Here is a 16,643-nt window from a genome sequence, read left to right as displayed (position 1 = left end):
AATAAGGCTGGTTCAGCCCTCCCGCCACGCCTCCAGCGCCAGCCCCGGTTCGTCCTTGCGCCGGGTCAGGAGGAGTTGGCCGGTCGACGGGGACAACGTTGCCGCCACCACCCGGTCGTCCTCGTCGGTCGCGAGTGAGACCCGTGCGTCCGACGGGAGTTGGGGCCCCGACTCCGCCCACCACGCGCCCGCCGCCTCCTGCTCCGTCGGGTACGCGGCGAAGGCGACCCGCCCGCTCGACGAACGCTGGGCGAGCAACGTGCAGTCGTGGCCGTCGAGTTCGCAGCGGACGGCGGAGACCGGGCCGGGACCGGCCGAGGCGAGGAGGGCGACGGGTTTGCCGCCCGGACGCCAGGCGCACAGGTCACCGGAGTCGTCGGTGTAGAAGAGGGTGGTGCGGTCGGCGGAGGTGGCCAGGGCGCGGAGCGTGTCCGGACGTACCGGGGTCTCGACGGCCTCCTCCAGGACCGGCGGGGTGCCCGGCTCGCCCTGCCGCCAGTGCAGCAGGCCCCCGGGGACGGCCGCGTACAGCTCCACGCGTCCGGACTCCCCCGTCACCGCGGCCAAGTCCTCTTGTACGTCACTCCCCTTGAGGTCCCGCCACGGCTCCCACCCGCCCTTCTCCTTCTGCGCGACCATGCTCACCCCGCCGCCCTTGTTGCGGACGAACACATGGGCGCGCCCCTCGCCGTCCACCGCCACGGCGGGCGCGCCGGTACGATCGCCGCTCTTGTCCGGGTGGCCGATCGGCACCCAGTCGAGGGCGGCGAGCCGGGGACGGAAGTGCGTGGAGTGGACCAGCCCGGCCTCGCCGGGTTTGGTGGGCCGCCAGGAGACGAGATGGGCGTAGCCGTCGGCGCCCTGGCCGACGGCCGGGCCGGGGCGGAGCTTCTGGTCGCCGCCCACTTTGCGCGGGGACGCCTCCCAGGGGCCGCCGGGGCCGAGCTCGGCCCGGCACAGGACGGCGTCGCCCGAGGGCAGATAGACACTGAGCCGCCCGTCGCGGCCGCGGAGAAGCCAGTCGCCGTTCACCGGTTCACTCTATGCGGGGGCGTGCGGGGCACGCCGGGTCACCCCCGCACTCTCCGCGGCACTTCCTGCGAAGGCATCCGGGACCCACCTGGCCACCCCGAACTCCCTGCGCAGGCCTCCCGGCACTCGCTGCACGGGTCCCGGGCCCACCTGGCCACCCCCTGCCCACGCGTCTACGTTGGGCCTCATGACCGACAAGCTCACCGTCACCGTTCTCGGCACCGGCATCATGGGCGCGGCCATGGCCCGCAACCTCGCCGCGGCCGGGCACACCGTCCGCGCCTGGAACCGCACCCGCGCCAAGGCCGAGCCCCTGACCGCCGACGGCATCCGTGTCACCGGCTCCCCCGCCGAGGCGGTGGAGGGCGCGGACGTCGTCCTGACCATGCTGTACGACGGTCCCGCCACCCTGGAGGTGATGGAGGCGGCGTTGCCCGCGCTGCGCCCGGGTGTGGTGTGGGCGCAGTCGACGACGGCCGGCGTCGAGGCCCTCGCCGAACTCGCCGCGTTCGCCGCCGCGCACGGCCTGGTCTTCTACGACGCCCCCGTGCTGGGCACCCGGCAGCCCGCGGAGGCCGGTCAGCTCACGGTGCTGGCGGGCGGCCCGGAGGCCCACCGGTACTCCGTGGCCCCCGTCTTCGACGCGGTCGGCGCCCGTACCGTGTGGACCGGCGAGGCGGGCAGCGCGACCCGGCTGAAGCTGGTCGCCAACAGCTGGGTGCTGGCCGCGACGGCGGCGACGGGCGAGGTGCTGGCCCTGTCCCAGGCGCTGGGCGTGGACCCGCAGGACTTCTTCGCGCTGATCGAGGGCGGCCCGCTGGACATGGGCTATCTGCGCGCCAAGGCGGGGCTGGTCCTGAACGGGCAGCTGACCCCGGCCCAGTTCGCGGTGTCCACGGCCGCCAAGGACGCCCGCCTGATCGTCGCGGCGGGCGAGGAGAACGGCGTACGCCTGGACGTGGCGGCGGCGAGCGCCGCGCGGCTGGAGCGGGCTGCTGCGCAGGGGCACGGGGACGAGGACATGGCGGCGGCGTACTACGCCAGCTTCGAGGAGGGGGGCGAGGGCTGACACCTGCAGTGTGTAAGGCCCGTATGCAGTGTGTAAGGCCCGTACCTCCGGGAGCTGACACCCTGGACTCATGAACGACGCAGCCGCGCTTCTCGTAGTAGTCGATGCCGCCAACGTCGTCGGGTCCGTGCCCGACGGCTGGTGGCGTGACCGTCGCGGGGCCGCGGAGCGGCTGCGGGACCGGTTGGCGACGGACGGATTGCCGGGGTACGAGGGCCCCGTAGAGCTCGTCCTCGTCGTGGAGGGCGCCGCACGGGGCGTGGAGTCCGTGCCGGAGGTCAGGGTCGAGGCGGCGGAAGGGAGCGGGGACGACCGGATGGTGGAGCTGGTGGCCGGGGCGGCAGGGCGTGAGGTCCTGGTCATCACGGCGGATCGGGAACTGCGCCGAAGGGTGACAGAGCTGGGAGCGGACGTCGCCGGGCCGCGGACGCTGCGTGGCTAGAAGCCGTCCGGAGGGCGCCTGGAGACCGGAGCATAATGACCTGCTTGTCCCGATATCGAGGCCATCCAACCTCGGCCGAATCAGCAAAATAGGCATAAGCTAGCCGCGTTCGGTCATGATTTCGACATTCTGGTCACTCTCCCGTGACGGAATGACGCCGACGCGAGACGCTGGCTCGGTGGTGCCCGTCGTTCTGATCTGAGAGGATTCCGGCACCCTTGACAGCCGGTGGACGGGAGGCAGGAGTGGCGCGTGCCGCTCACAGCAGAGACGGGCGCGAGCTCGTTTTTGATACGTGGGGTGATCCGCAAGGGCACCCCGTCTTTCTGCTGCACGGAACCCCCGGCAGTCATCAGGGGCCACGCCCGCGATCGATGGTGCTCTACCAGCTGGGCATCCATCTGATCGCCTACGACCGTCCGGGCTACGGAGGTTCGACCCGCCAACCTGGCCGCAAGGTGATCGACGCCGCCGAGGACGTCGCGACCATCGCCGATCTGCTCGACCTTCCCAAGTTCTCCGTCGTCGGCCGGTCCGGCGGCGGTCCGCACGCGCTCGCCTGCGCAGCGAAGCTGCCCGAGCGGGTCCAGAGCGCGGCCGTATTGGTGAGTCTCGCCCCCTGGGACGCGGAGGGACTGGACTGGTTCGAGGGAATGACGGAGTCCAACGTCCGCGAGTACCGCAACGCCCGCAACAACCATGAGGTGTTGCAGAGCACGCTGGTGCAGAACGCGGACGCCATGCGCGCCAACCCGATGGCCGTGCTCAACGACCTCGACGACGAGATGCCCGAGACCGACCGGCAGATCGTGGCGGACGCCGGTATCCGCCGAATGCTGCACAAGAACTTCGAGGTCGCCGTCGAGAAGACCGCGGACGGCTGGATCGACGACGCAGTGGCCTTCAGCAAGAACTGGGGCTTCGACCCCAAAGAAATCACTGTGCCCACTCTGTTGTGGCACGGCGAGAAGGACGTGTTCTCCCCCGTCGAGCACTTCAACTGGCTCGCCCGCAGGATCGAGCACGCCACCGTCGTGCTCCAGCCGTCGGCCGCGCACTTCGCGGCCGTGCCGGTGCTCCCCCAGGTGCTCGGCTGGCTGCGGGACCAGGCGCAGGCCGACGCCGCCGCGACCTCGACGGCGTGACCCGCACCCCCGCCGCCCACGTCAGATCGGGTGCGGGTCCAGTTCCAGCCCCACCCGGTGGCCCTCACGCAGCCGGACCACCTTGGAGTGCTTGGCGCCGAGCTTGCGCCCGAGCACGTCGAGGGTCTCCCGGGCCATCTGGTCGGCCTCGGCGACACGGCCGGACTCCCGCAGCAGGATCGACAGGTTGCCCCGGCAGGTGAGGGCCGTGGGGTGGTCCGTGCCGAGCCTGTCGCACAACTCCCGGTAAGCCTGGAGGTAGTTCTGTTCGGCCTCGGCCCTCTCGCCCAGGGCCGCCTCGGCGTTGGCCAGATTCATCTGGCAGTTCATGCTGAACGGGTGTTCCGCACCGAGCGTGGTCCGCAGCGCGTCACGGGCCTGCTCGCACACCGCGCGGGCCTCGGTGAGGCTGCCCGTCGACAGCAGGTTGATGCCGTGATTGACCGCGCACGCCAGTGTGTTGGGGTGGCTCTCGCCGAGCGCCGAACGGAACAGATCGAGCAGCTTGGCGGTCTCCTGGCAGGCCTCCTCATGGCGCTCCGCGGCCGAGAGGTGGCCGGCGTGACCGAGCCGCACCACGAGCGTCTCGGGCGAGGCATCACCCAGCCGTCGTCGGCATACCTCCAGCACCTGACCGCTGATGTCCATCGCCTCGTCCAGCCGGTCGAGCCGGCGCAGGGTGATGGCGAGCGCCTTGGCCGCCTCCAGCGCGGGCGGCTGCTCGGGTCCGAGTTCGACAGCCGTCGCGTAGACCTCGCGCAGAGTCTCCGCCGAGGCCTCGTACTCGCCGCAGGAGCGCTGGTCGCGTCCCAGGTTGATCTTGGAGAACAGGGTGTAGGGGTGCTTGGGCCCGAGGGTCGAGGCGCGCAGTTCGCAGTTCTCCCGGTCGACGCTCTGCGCCTCGTAGCAGTCTCCGGCCATCCGCATCGACACGGCCAGGTTGTTCGCCGCGAAGAGGGTCCTGGAGTAGTCCTCGCCGAAGAGGTTCATCGACCGCTCGTAGGTCTCGCGGTCGATCTCCAGGGCCCGGCGGACCTGCCCGACGGCCCGCAGGTCCGCGGTGAGGCCACCCGCCGTCATGAGGATGTGCTCGTCGTCGGCGGCCAGGGCCGCGCGCTGACGCTCGTAGACGTCCTGGTCGATCTCCAGCGCTCTGCTGTACCAGCCCTGCGCGCGCAGCACGTTGGCCATCTCGAAGCGCAGATGCAGGGTCATACGGTCGTTGGCCCCGGCCTCCTTCTGCCAGGTGACCAGCAGCTCCTCGGCGAGCGACAGCGCCTCCGCGTACTCACCACGGACCCTCAGATAGCGCAACCACTCGGTCATCAGCTCGCGGATGCGTTCGTCGAGGGAGTACCTGGTCCAGGGGGTCTTGAGGTGGGGCCAGATGGTGTTGTAGCGCTCCCAGTTCGCCGGGCGTTCCGCGTCCCCCTGGGACGGGCGCGCCCCCGAGAGCACGTTGCGTACGGCGCGCAGGGCCGTCTCCTGCTCCTCGGCGGACATCGACGAACGCACCGCCGCCTGCACCAGCCGGTGCACCTGGATGCTGTTGGTCTTGCGGTCGACCTTGGCCAGTGAGTAGCGGTGCAACTGCTGGATGGCACGGTTCACCAGGGCCCGGCCACCGCTGCCCGGTTCGGCCTCCTGAAGGACCTCGACCATCTCCTTGCGGTTCACCAGGTCGAGGGAGATCGGGTCGGCGCCGAAGTGCGCGCACAGCTCCAGCAGGCGCCGGGCGGCCGGCGAGGCGAGCTGCTCGATCGAGATGTTCCAGGTCGCCCCCACCTGGAGCGGGAAACCGGGGGCGTCGACGTCCGCTTCCAGCCGCGCCAGCTGCGAGTCCAGCAGATCCATGTACTCGCTGGCGTCCTGGCCGGTCTCGTTCAGCCAGGCGGCGGCATGGTCGACGGCCAGCGGAAGGTCACCAAGGGCGCTCGCGACCCGGCTGGCGTCCTCCTCACTGATGGCCGAGACCCGGCGCAGCAGGTGCTCGACGCTCTCCGTCCGGGAGAACACGTCGACCTCGACGCGCTCGCCGACCTGGGCCCAGCCCTCGTTGCGGGTGGTGATCAGGACGTGGCCGGTGGGGCTGTCGACGAGCATCGGATCGAGGGACGCGGGGGTGGTGGCGTTGTCGAAGACCAGCAGCCACCGGTTGTACCGGTCCCCTCGGCGCAGCGCCTCGCGGACCTCCTTGGCCGTCGCGCTGATGCTGTCCCGCTCCTCGACGCCCAGGTGCGGAGCGAGTTCGGAGTACTGGCGCAGGGCAAGGTCGGGGAACTCCGCCTCGATCCACCAGACGACGTCGTAGTTGCCCCGGTACCGGTGCGCGTACTCGGTCGCCAGCTGGGTCTTGCCGACGCCTCCCATGCCGTGCAGCAGGGTGGCGGTGCCGGTGTCGGTGAGCTGTCGGCGCAGCGTGTCCAGCAGAACGGCGCGCCCGGTGAAGGCGGCGTTGCGGCCGGGCACGGACCACACGGGCGGTTCCGCACCGGGGAAGCGGGGCCCGCCGGAGCCCGTGTCCGCGGGGTGCTCGCCCTGGGCGGGCTGGGCGTCCAGGGCCCGCAGCAGGGCACTGCGCGCCTGACCCTCGTTCATGCTGCTCAGATGGATCGGCATCCGGTCCGAGAACGGGTGCTCCAACCGGGCGTCGCTGACCCGGACCGGCACCAGGGTCCGCCGTGAGCCCATCGGGTCGGCCATGGCCACGGCTTCCCACACGGCCCGAGCCTGCGGGGACTTCTGGTAGTCGGCGGAGAGCACGGCGACCGTGCGAGAGGCGCCGCGCACCTTGTTGTCGGTGTCCTCACGCAGCGGGACACCGGCCGCGGAGCCGTCCTCGGACCGGGCGTCGCTGACGGTGAAGCCGGCGTCGCTGAGGACCCGTCCGATCCATTCGGCCCAGATCCGGTCCTCGGGGACGTAGCTGAGGAAGACATGGGTGGGGTCCGGCGGCCGGCGGCGGACGACCACCTTGAGGTAGTTCTGCCGTTCCTCGTCGCTCATCGGGACGAGTGAACTCACGTCGCCCTCGGTGATGAAGGACGTCAGCCGTTCGCAGGCGGCGAGCAACGAGGCGGGGGTCTCCGGCTCGTCACGGAAGGTCGCCAGCATCTCCTCGTAGGCGTAGGTGGGCTTGAACGGCAGTTCCACCTTCCCCCAATAGCTGCGCGAGTCGACCCCCGGGGTGCGGACCAGCAGCTGGTCGAAGCTGAGCCGGACCTTGGCGCGCGCGGCCTCCAGCCGGTCGGCCTCGGAGTCCACGACCCGCATGGGGACCGGCAGGATCCGGATGCGGCGCTGGCCCGTCGTGTCCTGCACCCGGCGGGCGACGGCTGCCGCGCCCTCGATGCTCTGGTCGTTGTGCGTGAAGCAGTTCACCAGCACGTCGGGGAAGTGCAGGGTACAGATGTCCGAGATGTCGCTGAGGCCGGTGCGGCTGTCGATGAGAACGTAGTCGTAGCCGTGCCGGAACTGGGCGCACAGCGCGTCCAGGAACTGGCCGCCGTACTGGTCGCCGTAGAAGAGGTTCCAGTTGAACTGGGAGAAGATCGACGAGTAGTTGCGGTCCTGACGGCCGGCCGAGATGTAGTGCAGTCGGCCGCCGGCCGGGAAGCGCCACTGCAGCGGGTTCACCGCCCGGCTGATGTCGGCCTGTTCGGCGATCCAGTCCGGCTCGGCCGCTTCCTGCAGGTGGTCGACCTTCAACACGTAGTCATTGATGAGTTCCAGCACTCCGGGGCGGTCGTGCAAGGCGCTGGGTTCCAGGAACGGGTGGAGGAAGCGGTCCAGGCCGGGTGCCTCCAGGTCCCAGTCGACCACGAGGACGCGCCGCCCCTGAGAGGCCATGATCCACGCGGTGTTGGCGAGAGCCATGGTGCGACCGCTGCCGCCCTTGTAGCTGTAGAACGTGACGATCTTGCCGCCGTCGGGGCGGGACTGCACGCCGCTCACGGTTGGGCCTCCTGGTCGCCCTGGGGATCGGCAGACGCCGAGTGGCTGGTCGAGGATGTTAGCGGAACTCGGGTGAGGTACTGCTGGGCCGCGCTGTCGGCCAGTTCGATGAAACGCCGGTTGAACGCCTCGAAGTTGTCGAGTCCGGCGACCGCCCCCCGCTGGATGAAGCGGCCGCTGCTGAGCCTCCGGGGCAGCGCCGACTCCAGCAGTTCCTGGAGTTCCTCGCGGGCCCGCCGGGTCTGCGGGTCGTCGGCGAGCGCGGTCAGCACGGTCACCCACGGCAGGTCCCGTGCGTCGAAGGCCCGCAGCCGGTCCAACGCCCCGCGGTCGTGCAGGATCCAGGGGTCGATGACGAGGATCCACGGGCTGGTGGTCTCGCGTCGCCCGAGGAAGACGTCCTCGGCCTCGTCGTAGGTGCGGATCTCGGGGGCGAAGCCGAGGTTGCGGGCGAGTTCGGCGGTGCGTTCGGCCAGCGGGATGCTCAGGCCGTCGCTGAAGGGCTGCCAATCACGGGGCTCACGCCCGTACTTGGTGTCGCTGCGGCCCGGTGGCAGGTGGTGGATGTCGGGAGCCAGCACGGCGATGCCCAGGGGATGCCAGAAGGAGGTGTCGAACGCGTCAGGCACGTCAAGATCGGCGAACTCGGCCTCGCCCGGGGCGGGTTCGGGGGAGCCAAGCGCGGCCTCCACGACGCACTGGGCGATCCGGCGGACGCACTGGTCGTAGTAGTCCGAGCCACCGGGATACTGCCGCAGCCCGTACAGGCCGCCCTTGGCGTAGCGGCTCAGCGCCTCGGGGTCGACGTGGGTCGGAGTCGTCGCCCGGTCGGGTGAGGGCAGCCCCAGATCGACGGAGAGCGGGCGCGCGGTAGTGGGAACGGGCGTCCACAGGACCGGGACGAGGGTGCCTCGGCGGGCGCGGTTGACGAACGCCGTCCACTGCCGGCCGCAGTAACCGTCGATGAAGTAGCGGCGAGTGATCAGCGGTACGAAGCAATGGCTGCTCTGCAGGGCCCGGGCCATGGCGGGGCCGCCACGGTCGGTGGCGTCCAGATAGCCGAGGGAGGGGAGCGTGAGGGAGCCGCTCAGGCCGGCGACCGCCCTGAGCAGATCCGCGTGAAACTCCTCCACGTCCTTGTCCGGCTCCAGGTCCTCCGCCTCCGAGTCACCACCGGGCACGGGAGCGGGGGCGTAACTGAGGAAGAAGTAGGGCGCCTTGCGTCGCACGCGTCGTGCGGAACGGCTGTCATGCATCGGGTTCCTCCCCCGCCGATCCGTCCATGGAGTCGAAGAGGTCGTCGAAGAGAGCTGGGTCGCAGGGTTCGAGGCGGGAACTGACCGCCACGTCGGCGATTTCCTGGGCCAGTTGGAAGGCGATCCCGTTGGCGGTCTGGTGGCGCCCGTGACTGTACAGGCCGAGCAGCCCGTACCGGCCGTAGTCGGACTTGAAGTCCTGGTGGACGTACTGCACATCGGCATAGGGCGGGGGGATCTCGTCGGACCGCAGCGGGGCCCACAGGACCGGCACTATGGCGTTGCGGGTGAACGTACCCCGGTCGCGCTGGAGTTGCTGCCGCCGCTCGAAGCACTCCCATTCCAGGGCGCACCACTTGCTGGCGAACAGCCTTTTGGACAGGACCGGTACGAGGACCTGGCAACGGGCGAGACGGTCCTTCAGCTCGGCCTTCCAGCCGGTGCCCACCGGGATCCGCTGGTCGAGGTAGACCGCGTCGATCCCAGCGCGCAGGTCGGTGAGTTGCCTCAGGTGTCTCGACAGTTTGCCGTGGAAGCGCACGAGAAGCTCGTCCGGCGGTTCATGCGACTCCGGTGACTCGGGGTTGCGCCCGTAACTGAGGAACCCGTACGGCTCCTGAACGCTGGCGCGGGGCTGGTGATCAGGCACGGTCGGCCTCCACGGGGAGGTCTTCGGGCCGGGTGCGGCACTTGGCCAGCCAGTCGCCGGCGGCGTCCACCGCCCAGCGCAGCGGGAACAGTCTGCTGTCGGCGGCGCCGATCCGGCCCCGGGCGACTGGACCGTCCGGGGCCGGATCGGCGGCCTCCAGGCATCGGCCGAGTGTGCCGAAGTCGCTGTCGTCCAGGGCGACATCCACGTAGTTCAGCCAGCGCGGGCCGTCCTGCGTCAGCACCCGGCAGTCGTAGCGGCGGCGTGGTGGGTGCGGTTGCCGGTACTCGGCGAGATGGAACGCCGAGCAGGTCTCGTAGCCGACGCCCAGCAGCAGGACGTATGCCTCCTCCTCGTACAGCCTGCCCAGCGGGGACCGCTCGCCGAGCAGGCAGTCCAGGGGGTGGTCGCGCGTGATGCGGGCAGCCCTTGGTCCGAGCACGGCGAAGGACGCCTGCGGGTGAGTGCTGCGCGTGGCTCCCGGAGTGACCCGCACCTCCTCCGCCAGCCGTCCCATGCCTTGCGAAGGCGTAGAAGCCGCGCAGAAGGGCTCCATGTGTTCACGGTAGGACAGAAGTTGAAGTGGTGTCAGGTCTCGCGTCATGTGGAGATACGCCCGTGATGTCAGCGAGTTCCCCTCGGTGAACGTGGGCACCACGAGCGTGCCTCCGGGGCCGAGCGCGTCCCGGAGGGCACTCAGCACCGCCCTGCCGCCGCCGCGCACCGGGCCGACGGACCGCAGTGAGGAGTGGAGCAGCAGGGTCGTGCCCTTCTCCACGCCGAGTTCGCGGAAGTGGGCGGAGAGCACTGCCGCTGTTCTCATCCGGTTGTCAGCCGCGCAGCCGGTCGGCCATCCGGAGGCCGGCCGCGGTAAGGCCGTCGTACGGAATCGCCCTGGCCGGAAGGCGGTCCAGGTACGCCGACCGCAGCAGCTCCCTGGCCTCGTCGCTCCCGGCGAGGTCGAAAAGGTCGGACAGGGCGTTGAACTTCATCTGCTGCACTCCCTCCACGACGAGAGCGGCCAGCGTCACGGCGGTGTCCGGCAGCGCCACTCCCAGGGCTCCGAAGGCGTACGGGTCGACGGCCACCAGCCCGTGCGGGCCGGTGCCGCGCAGCGGCGTGCACGCCGTGAACAGGGCGCGGACTCCGGGGCCGCGGCCGGCGTGACGGGCGCGCAGATGTACGGCCGCCTCGGTGAACAGCCGAAGCCAGAGGGCGTGTTCGGCCTCGTCCAAGGTGGGCGCCGAAGGGGTGGAGAACCCGTCGCGGCAGGGGTCGGCGTCCTCCACGAGCACGCTGAACTCCCGTGTGGCCAGGCGGCGTACCGGGTGCCAGACGAAGCCGGAATCGGCCGCCTCGGTGAGCGGACGGGGGGTCCGGTCCGGTCCGGCGGCGACCAGCAGCCGGCCCGCGCGGGCGAGCAGGGTGACCGGTCCGGGGCCGTCCGGCAGCGTCAGGTGCCCGGTTCCGGGCAGATGCGCCTGCGCGGCCCCCTCCGGCAGATCGACGCGCAGGTCGGTACCGGCCCGGAGCGCCACCGCCACGGCGATCTCACCGAGCCGCTGCCGTACGGCGGTCGCCGGCAGCCGCCCCTCGGCACTGCGCACCGCCCAGGTGCCGAGGTGGGGGTGGCGGACGGTCTGCGCGGTCTGCACGGGTCGGTGCCGGTCGAGGTGGGCGAGGGCGCGCGCCTCGGGCCCGGGGTGACGGGCGCACACGGCGGCGAGGAGCATCCGCCGGACGCTGGCCTCGGCCTCGGTGAGGGCACGCAGTGCGGCGCTGTCGCCGTCGCCCGCGGCGAGGGAGTCGAAACCGTGGGCGGTCAGCGTGTGTGTCCGGCGCGCTGGACGCGGACGCGGGGCGCTCAGCACATGGCCGATCAGCCGGAAGAGGTCCTCGCAGTAGACGGAGGGGTTGTCGAAGCCGTTGGCGGCACGGTGGCGGTGCCCGTACAGGCCGCCGCCGCAGATCCGGACCACGGAACAGTCCCGGCACTGTCGGCTCAGCCGGTCCACTCCCCCGCTCTGGGCCAGGAAGCCCGGGTGGGCGGCCGCCTCGTCGAAGGAGTTGCGCAGGACGTGGAAACCGGTGCTGGGCGCCCCGGGGCCCGCCGTCTTGAGCCAGTCGGCCTGCTCGATCTCGCCGTCTGTCTCGACGACGACCAGGTCCGGGCTGCCGAGGCCGAGCGCCTCGGTGAAGGACTCCTGGCCGTCCCGGCCGGCCTCGATCGAGTCGAAGAGCCGGACCGGGAAGGGCCGACCGTCGGCGGCCCAGCGGTCGTGGACGGTGATCAGCCAGCGGGCGTGGGCCGCTGGGCGCGCGGGTTCTCGCGGTGGCGGCTGATCCCACGTGGCGTGCGGGAGCAGGAAGTCCACCCGCGGCGGATCGAGCGCGGCGAGGGCCTCGTAGACGGCGACCGGATCGTTCTGCACGTCGATGGTGCACAGCAGGCCGGCGAAGGCACTGCGGTGCTCGGGCGAGCCGATGAGCCGGACGGCCCTGACCACGGCGTCGTACGATCCGCCGCCGCCGGCGCGCTTGCGGTGGCGGTCGTTCGAGGCGCGGTCGCCGTCGAGGGAGATGCCGGTGCTGATCCGCTCGCGGACCAGCATGCGGCACGTCGACTCGTCCAGGCGCAGGCCGTTGGTCTGCATGTGCAGGTCCAGTGCGCACACGCCGTCCAGTGCGGAGCGCAACTCCTGTGCCATCCGGGCCAGCCGCCCGGGCCCGGCGAGCAGGGGTTCGCCACCGTGCAGGACGACGTGAACGCCCGGGAGCTCGGGGTGGGCCCTGGCGTGTTCGGCGATCCGGGACACCACTGCCGCCGCCACCTCGTCCGGGATGACCCGCGGCCGACGGCGCCAGCTCTGGTCGGCGTGGCGATACACATAGCAGTGGTCACAGGCCAGGTCGCACCTGCTGTGCATCTTCAGGACGAACTGGCGGAATGCTCTTGTCCCTGCGGTCATCGGCCCTTGGCGTCCGGGGCGGTCAGATGCTGGAGTTGAAGCCGGAGCCCGGCTGCCGACGGGAGGGCAGCAGCCTGTTGAGCGTGTGCCGGTCGATCGCGCCAGGGTCGTCCAGAGGTACGGCGCCCCAGTCGGGAATCTTCGTGGCAAGCGGCTCGGTCGCCGCTCCTAACTCGTCCAGAAGTGCAGCGGACGCCTCTCCGCTGTTCGTCATTGCGGTCTCCTTCGCCGGTCCGTGAATCGCGCCGGTCGGATCGTCACCGAGTGGAATCGCACTGAGCAGTTGAGAGGTGGCTCGTCGTCACCACTCCCCCATCATCGTGGCCGCTTCCGGTCGGACACAAGGGCGGTAAAGGTACCTTACGAGCCAGCTTCCTCCAGGCAAGAGTCAATTCCGGTCAGGGCGGAGCATGTTGCGAACACAGGGCGGCCCCCGCGCAAGGCGCCGGAGCACCGCGCAGGGGGCCGTTGCGGGTAGCTACTCCGCGTTGCCGTGAGTCGACCTCGCCGCGTCCCTCGCCAGCCGACTGTGCGACCGCCCGTACAGGAAGTACACGACAAACCCGAGCACCATCCACCCCGCGAACCGCAGCCACGTCTCGGTAGGCAGGTTGAGCATCAGCCACAGCGACGCCAGCACCGACAGGATCGGCAGGACCGGGACCCACGGGGTGCGGAAGGCGCGGGGCAGGTCGGGGCGGGTGCGGCGGAGGATGATGACGCCGATCGCCACGACCACGAACGCGAACAGGGTGCCGATGTTGACCAGTTCGGCGAGTTCGCTGAGCGGGGTGAAGCCGGCGACGATCGCGATGATCACGCCGAGCAGGATGGTCGGGCGGTGCGGGGTCTTGAAGCGCGGGTGGACGTGGGAGAAGAAGCGGGGCAGCAGGCCGTCGCGGCTCATCGCGAAGAAGACGCGGGTCTGGCCCAGCAGCAGGATCATGCAGACCGTCGTCAGGCCGACCGCCGCGCCGAAGCTGATGAATCCCGCGTACCAGGGGTGTCCGATGGCCTTGAAGGCGTCCGCGAGGGGGGCCGTCACCGACAGGTCGGTGTACTTCTGCATGCCGGTGACGACGATCGACACGGCCACGTAGAGCGTCGTGCAGATGAGCAGGGAGCCGAGGATGCCTCTCGGCATGTCCCGCTGCGGGTTCCTCGTCTCCTCCGCCGCCGTCGCCACCACGTCGAAGCCGATGAAGGCGAAGAAGACCACCGAGGCGGCCGTGAAGATGCCCATCACGCCGAAGTTGGAGGGTGCCCAGCCGAACATCAGCTGGATCAGCGGGGCTTGGAGGCTGCCGCCCGCCTCGACCGCCTGTGACTTCGGGATGAACGGGTCGTAGTTGTCGCCCTTGATGAAGAAGGCGCCCGCGATGATGACGACGAGGACCACCGTCACCTTGACGGCCACGACGATCGTCGTCACGCGCGCGGAGAGCTTCGTGCCGAGCACCAGGATGCCGGTCAACACGAGTACGAGCGCCGCCGCGAGGATGTCGAAGCCGAAGCCGTGGGCGCCGTCCCGGCCGCTGAGCGCCTCCGGCAGATGCCAGCCCGCGTTGTCGAGGAGCGAGGCGATGTAGCCGGACCAGCCGACGGCGACCACCGCCGTGCCGAGCGCGAACTCCAGGACCAGGTCCCAGCCGATGATCCAGGCGGGCAGTTCGCCCAGGGAGGCGTACGCGAAGGTGTACGCCGAGCCGGCCACCGGGACGGTGGAGGCGAACTCGGCGTAGCAGAGCGCGGCGAGCGCGCAGACGACGCCGGCGACGACGAAGGCCAGGGCGACCGCCGGGCCGGCGTTGTTCTTGGCGACCGTGCCGGTCAGGACGAAGATGCCGGTGCCGATGATGACGCCGACACCGAAGACGGTCAGATCCAGCGCGGAGAGGGACTTCTTCAGCGCGTGTTCTGGTTCCTCGGTGTCGCGAATGGACTGCTCGACTCTCTTCGTCCGGAAGAGTGTGCTGCTCACGGGCGTACCTCCCACGCTGTCTCGTCCTCGACATGATCGAGAGGGGGCGTACTGCGTATGCCCCGGCGCGTGGGGATTCACGCAAATGGGCCGGTCGTACCACCCTTCACGGTGGTACGACCGGCCCATTCAGGCGTGTCAGTCGCGCGCGGGCTCCGGTTCCTCGGCCGCCGCCGCGCTGCTGTACTTGCCGTCCAGCTTCGCGACCAGACCGGTGACCTGGCGGGCGATGTCCGGGGCGGTCAGGCCGATCTCCGCCATCACCTCGGCGCGCGAGGCGTGGTCGAGGAAGCGCGGCGGGATGCCGAAGTCACGCAGCGGGACGTCGACGCCGGCGTCGCGCAGGGCCTGGGCGATCGCCGAACCGACGCCGCCGACGCGGGAGTTGTCCTCGACGGTGACGACCACGCGGTGGCGTTCGGCGAGCGGGGCCATGGCCTCGTCCACCGGCTTGACCCAGCGCGGGTCGACGACGGTGGTGGTGATGCCCTGCTTGTCGAGGAGCGAGGCGATCTCCAGGCACATGGGGGCGAGGGCGCCCACGGAGACCAGGAGCACGTCCGGGGTGTCCGTGCCGGGCTCGCGCAGGACGTCCATGCCGCCGACGCGTCCCACGGCGGGTACGGCAGGGCCCACGGCGCCCTTCGAGAACCGTACGACCGTCGGCGCGTCGTCGACCTGCACGGCCTCGCGGAGCTGGGCGCGGACCTGGTCGGCGTCGCGCGGGGCGGCCAGGCGCAGGCCCGGGACGACCTGGAGGATCGACATGTCCCACATGCCGTTGTGGGAGGCGCCGTCGGTGCCGGTGACGCCCGCGCGGTCCAGGACGAAGGTCACGCCGCACTTGTGCAGGGCGACGTCCATGAGGACCTGGTCGAAGGCGCGGTTGAGGAAGGTGGCGTAGACGGCGAAGACCGGGTGCAGGCCACCGTGGGCCAGGCCCGCGGCGGACACCGCGCCGTGCTGCTCGGCGATGCCGACGTCGTAGATCCGGTCCGGGAAGGTGTCCGCGAACTTCTTCAGGCCGACCGGCTGGAGCATCGCCGCCGTGATGGCCACGATGTCCCTCCGCTCCTTGCCGAGCTGCACCATCTCGTCGCCGAAGACCGAGGTCCAGTCGGCGCCGGAGGCCTTGATCGGCAGGCCGGTGTCGGGGTGGATGGGGCCGATGCCGTGGAAGCGGTCGGCCTCGTCCTGGAGGGCGGGCTGGTAGCCGCGGCCCTTCTCGGTGAGGACGTGGACGATGACCGGGCCGCCGAAGCGCTTGGCGCGGGCCAGCGCGGACTCCATGGCCTCGATGTCGTGGCCGTCGATGGGGCCGACGTACTTCAGGCCGAGGTCCTCGAACATGCCCTGCGGGGCGATGAAGTCCTTCAGGCCCTTCTTGGCGCCGTGCAGGGTCTCGTAGAGGGGCTTGCCGACGACCGGGGTGCGCTCCAGGAGGTCCTTGCCGCGGGCCAGGAAGCGCTCGTAGCCGTCGGTGGTGCGCAGGGTCGCCAGGTGGTTGGCGAGGCCGCCGATGGTCGGCGCGTAGGAGCGCTCGTTGTCGTTGACGACGATGACCAGCGGGCGGTCCTTGGCGTCGGCGATGTTGTTCAGCGCCTCCCAGGCCATGCCGCCGGTGAGGGCGCCGTCACCGATCACGGCGACCACGTGGTCGTCGCGCTGCTGGATCTGGTTGGCCTTCGCGAGGCCGTCGGCCCAGCCGAGGACGGTCGAGGCGTGGCTGTTCTCGATGACGTCGTGCTCGGACTCGGCCTGCGAGGGGTAGCCGGACAGGCCGCCCTTCATCTTGAGCCGGGAGAAGTCCTGACGGCCGGTGAGCAGCTTGTGGACGTAGGACTGGTGTCCGGTGTCCCAGAGCACCTTGTCCTTCGGGGAGTCGAAGACACGGTGCAGGGCGATGGTGAGCTCGACCACGCCGAGGTTCGGGCCGAGGTGGCCGCCGGTCTTGGAGACGGCGTCGACGAGGAAGGTCCGGATCTCCTCTGCCAGCTGGTCCAGCTGCTCCAGGCTGAGCCGGTCCAGATCGCGCGGTCCCCTGATGCGGGTCAGCAGCGGCACCCGTGCCTCCTTGCAGTAGAGCTGTTGCCGGGCTTGTCGAGTCTAATGTTCCGCCTTTGCGGACGGCGCTCGGGAGGTGCGT

12 protein-coding genes are annotated in these 16,643 nt (G+C 70.7%); 3 read left to right on the top strand and 9 right to left on the bottom strand.

Annotation, left to right across the window (positions count from 1 at the left end; translation table 11 throughout):
• Nucleotides 1-12: 12 nt before the first annotated feature.
• On the bottom strand, nt 13-1,032 hold the full coding sequence (locus tag CRP56_RS32320) for a hypothetical protein (protein ID WP_097269992.1): 1,020 nt from the start codon (nt 1,030-1,032) through the stop codon (nt 13-15).
• A 178-nt stretch (nt 1,033-1,210) separates the two neighbouring features.
• Here CRP56_RS32320 and CRP56_RS32315 point away from each other — a divergent pair, with 178 nt between their 5' ends.
• From CRP56_RS32315 to CRP56_RS32305, 3 genes are all read left to right on the top strand, one after another.
• Nucleotides 1,211-2,101, top strand: a complete 891-nt coding sequence (locus tag CRP56_RS32315; protein ID WP_257041308.1) for an NAD(P)-dependent oxidoreductase — start codon at nt 1,211-1,213, stop codon at nt 2,099-2,101.
• Between the two features lie 70 nt (nt 2,102-2,171).
• On the top strand, nt 2,172-2,543 hold the full coding sequence (locus tag CRP56_RS32310) for an NTP pyrophosphohydrolase (RefSeq protein WP_097269988.1): 372 nt from the start codon (nt 2,172-2,174) through the stop codon (nt 2,541-2,543).
• 245 nt (nt 2,544-2,788) lie between these two features.
• Nucleotides 2,789-3,688 (top strand): alpha/beta fold hydrolase, encoded by a 900-nt coding sequence (locus tag CRP56_RS32305; protein WP_097269986.1) that lies wholly within the window; start codon nt 2,789-2,791, stop codon nt 3,686-3,688.
• Between the two features lie 21 nt (nt 3,689-3,709).
• Here CRP56_RS32305 and fxsT read toward each other — a convergent pair whose 3' ends face one another.
• From fxsT to dxs, 8 genes are all read right to left on the bottom strand, one after another.
• Nucleotides 3,710-7,642, bottom strand: coding sequence for an FxSxx-COOH system tetratricopeptide repeat protein (gene fxsT / locus CRP56_RS32300; RefSeq protein ID WP_097269984.1), 3,933 nt, complete (start codon nt 7,640-7,642; stop codon nt 3,710-3,712).
• Complete coding sequence (gene fsxC, locus CRP56_RS32295; protein ID WP_179851173.1) at nt 7,639-8,898, bottom strand: FxsC protein; 1,260 nt, start codon at nt 8,896-8,898, stop codon at nt 7,639-7,641. The genes fxsT and fsxC overlap by 4 nt, the downstream gene beginning before the upstream one ends.
• On the bottom strand, nt 8,891-9,547 hold the full coding sequence (locus CRP56_RS32290) for a TIR-like protein FxsC (protein WP_097269980.1): 657 nt from the start codon (nt 9,545-9,547) through the stop codon (nt 8,891-8,893). Before CRP56_RS32290 ends, fsxC begins: the two co-directional genes overlap by 8 nt.
• Nucleotides 9,540-10,370, bottom strand: coding sequence for an aminoglycoside N(3)-acetyltransferase (locus tag CRP56_RS32285; RefSeq protein WP_097269978.1), 831 nt, complete (start codon nt 10,368-10,370; stop codon nt 9,540-9,542). The genes CRP56_RS32290 and CRP56_RS32285 overlap by 8 nt, the downstream gene beginning before the upstream one ends.
• Nucleotides 10,371-10,377: 7 nt before the next feature.
• The gene (locus CRP56_RS32280; RefSeq protein WP_097269976.1) at nt 10,378-12,516 is read right to left on the bottom strand and encodes an FxsB family cyclophane-forming radical SAM/SPASM peptide maturase; all 2,139 of its coding nucleotides are present in this window, start codon (nt 12,514-12,516) and stop codon (nt 10,378-10,380) included.
• Nucleotides 12,517-12,538: 22 nt separating this feature from the next.
• The gene (locus CRP56_RS32275) at nt 12,539-12,730 is read right to left on the bottom strand and encodes a hypothetical protein (RefSeq protein WP_097269973.1); all 192 of its coding nucleotides are present in this window, start codon (nt 12,728-12,730) and stop codon (nt 12,539-12,541) included.
• Nucleotides 12,731-12,994: 264 nt separating this feature from the next.
• Complete coding sequence (locus tag CRP56_RS32270) at nt 12,995-14,497, bottom strand: amino acid permease (protein ID WP_097269971.1); 1,503 nt, start codon at nt 14,495-14,497, stop codon at nt 12,995-12,997.
• A gap of 138 nt (nt 14,498-14,635) precedes the next feature.
• On the bottom strand, nt 14,636-16,561 hold the full coding sequence (dxs, locus tag CRP56_RS32265; protein WP_097269969.1) for a 1-deoxy-D-xylulose-5-phosphate synthase: 1,926 nt from the start codon (nt 16,559-16,561) through the stop codon (nt 14,636-14,638).
• Nucleotides 16,562-16,643 lie beyond the last annotated feature (82 nt).

It is taken from the genome of Streptomyces sp. TLI_55, assembly GCF_900206255.1.
GTDB classification, from domain to species: Bacteria; Actinomycetota; Actinomycetes; order Streptomycetales; family Streptomycetaceae; genus Streptomyces; species Streptomyces aquilus.
The sequence above is the reverse complement of the archived record's forward strand: the minus strand, read 5'-3'. Positions and strand labels throughout refer to the sequence as shown.

What these genes read in the sequence shown, in the direction of transcription:
- CRP56_RS32310 (WP_097269988.1), top strand. Translation starts at nt 2,172, where the DNA reads ATGAACGACGCAGCCGCGCTTCTCGTAGTAGTCGATGCCGCCAACGTC.
- fsxC (WP_179851173.1), bottom strand. Translation starts at nt 8,898, where the DNA reads ATGCATGACAGCCGTTCCGCACGACGCGTGCGACGCAAGGCGCCCTAC.
- CRP56_RS32285 (WP_097269978.1), bottom strand. Translation starts at nt 10,370, where the DNA reads ATGAGAACAGCGGCAGTGCTCTCCGCCCACTTCCGCGAACTCGGCGTG.
- CRP56_RS32280 (WP_097269976.1), bottom strand. Translation starts at nt 12,516, where the DNA reads ATGACCGCAGGGACAAGAGCATTCCGCCAGTTCGTCCTGAAGATGCAC.
- CRP56_RS32275 (WP_097269973.1), bottom strand. Translation starts at nt 12,730, where the DNA reads ATGACGAACAGCGGAGAGGCGTCCGCTGCACTTCTGGACGAGTTAGGA.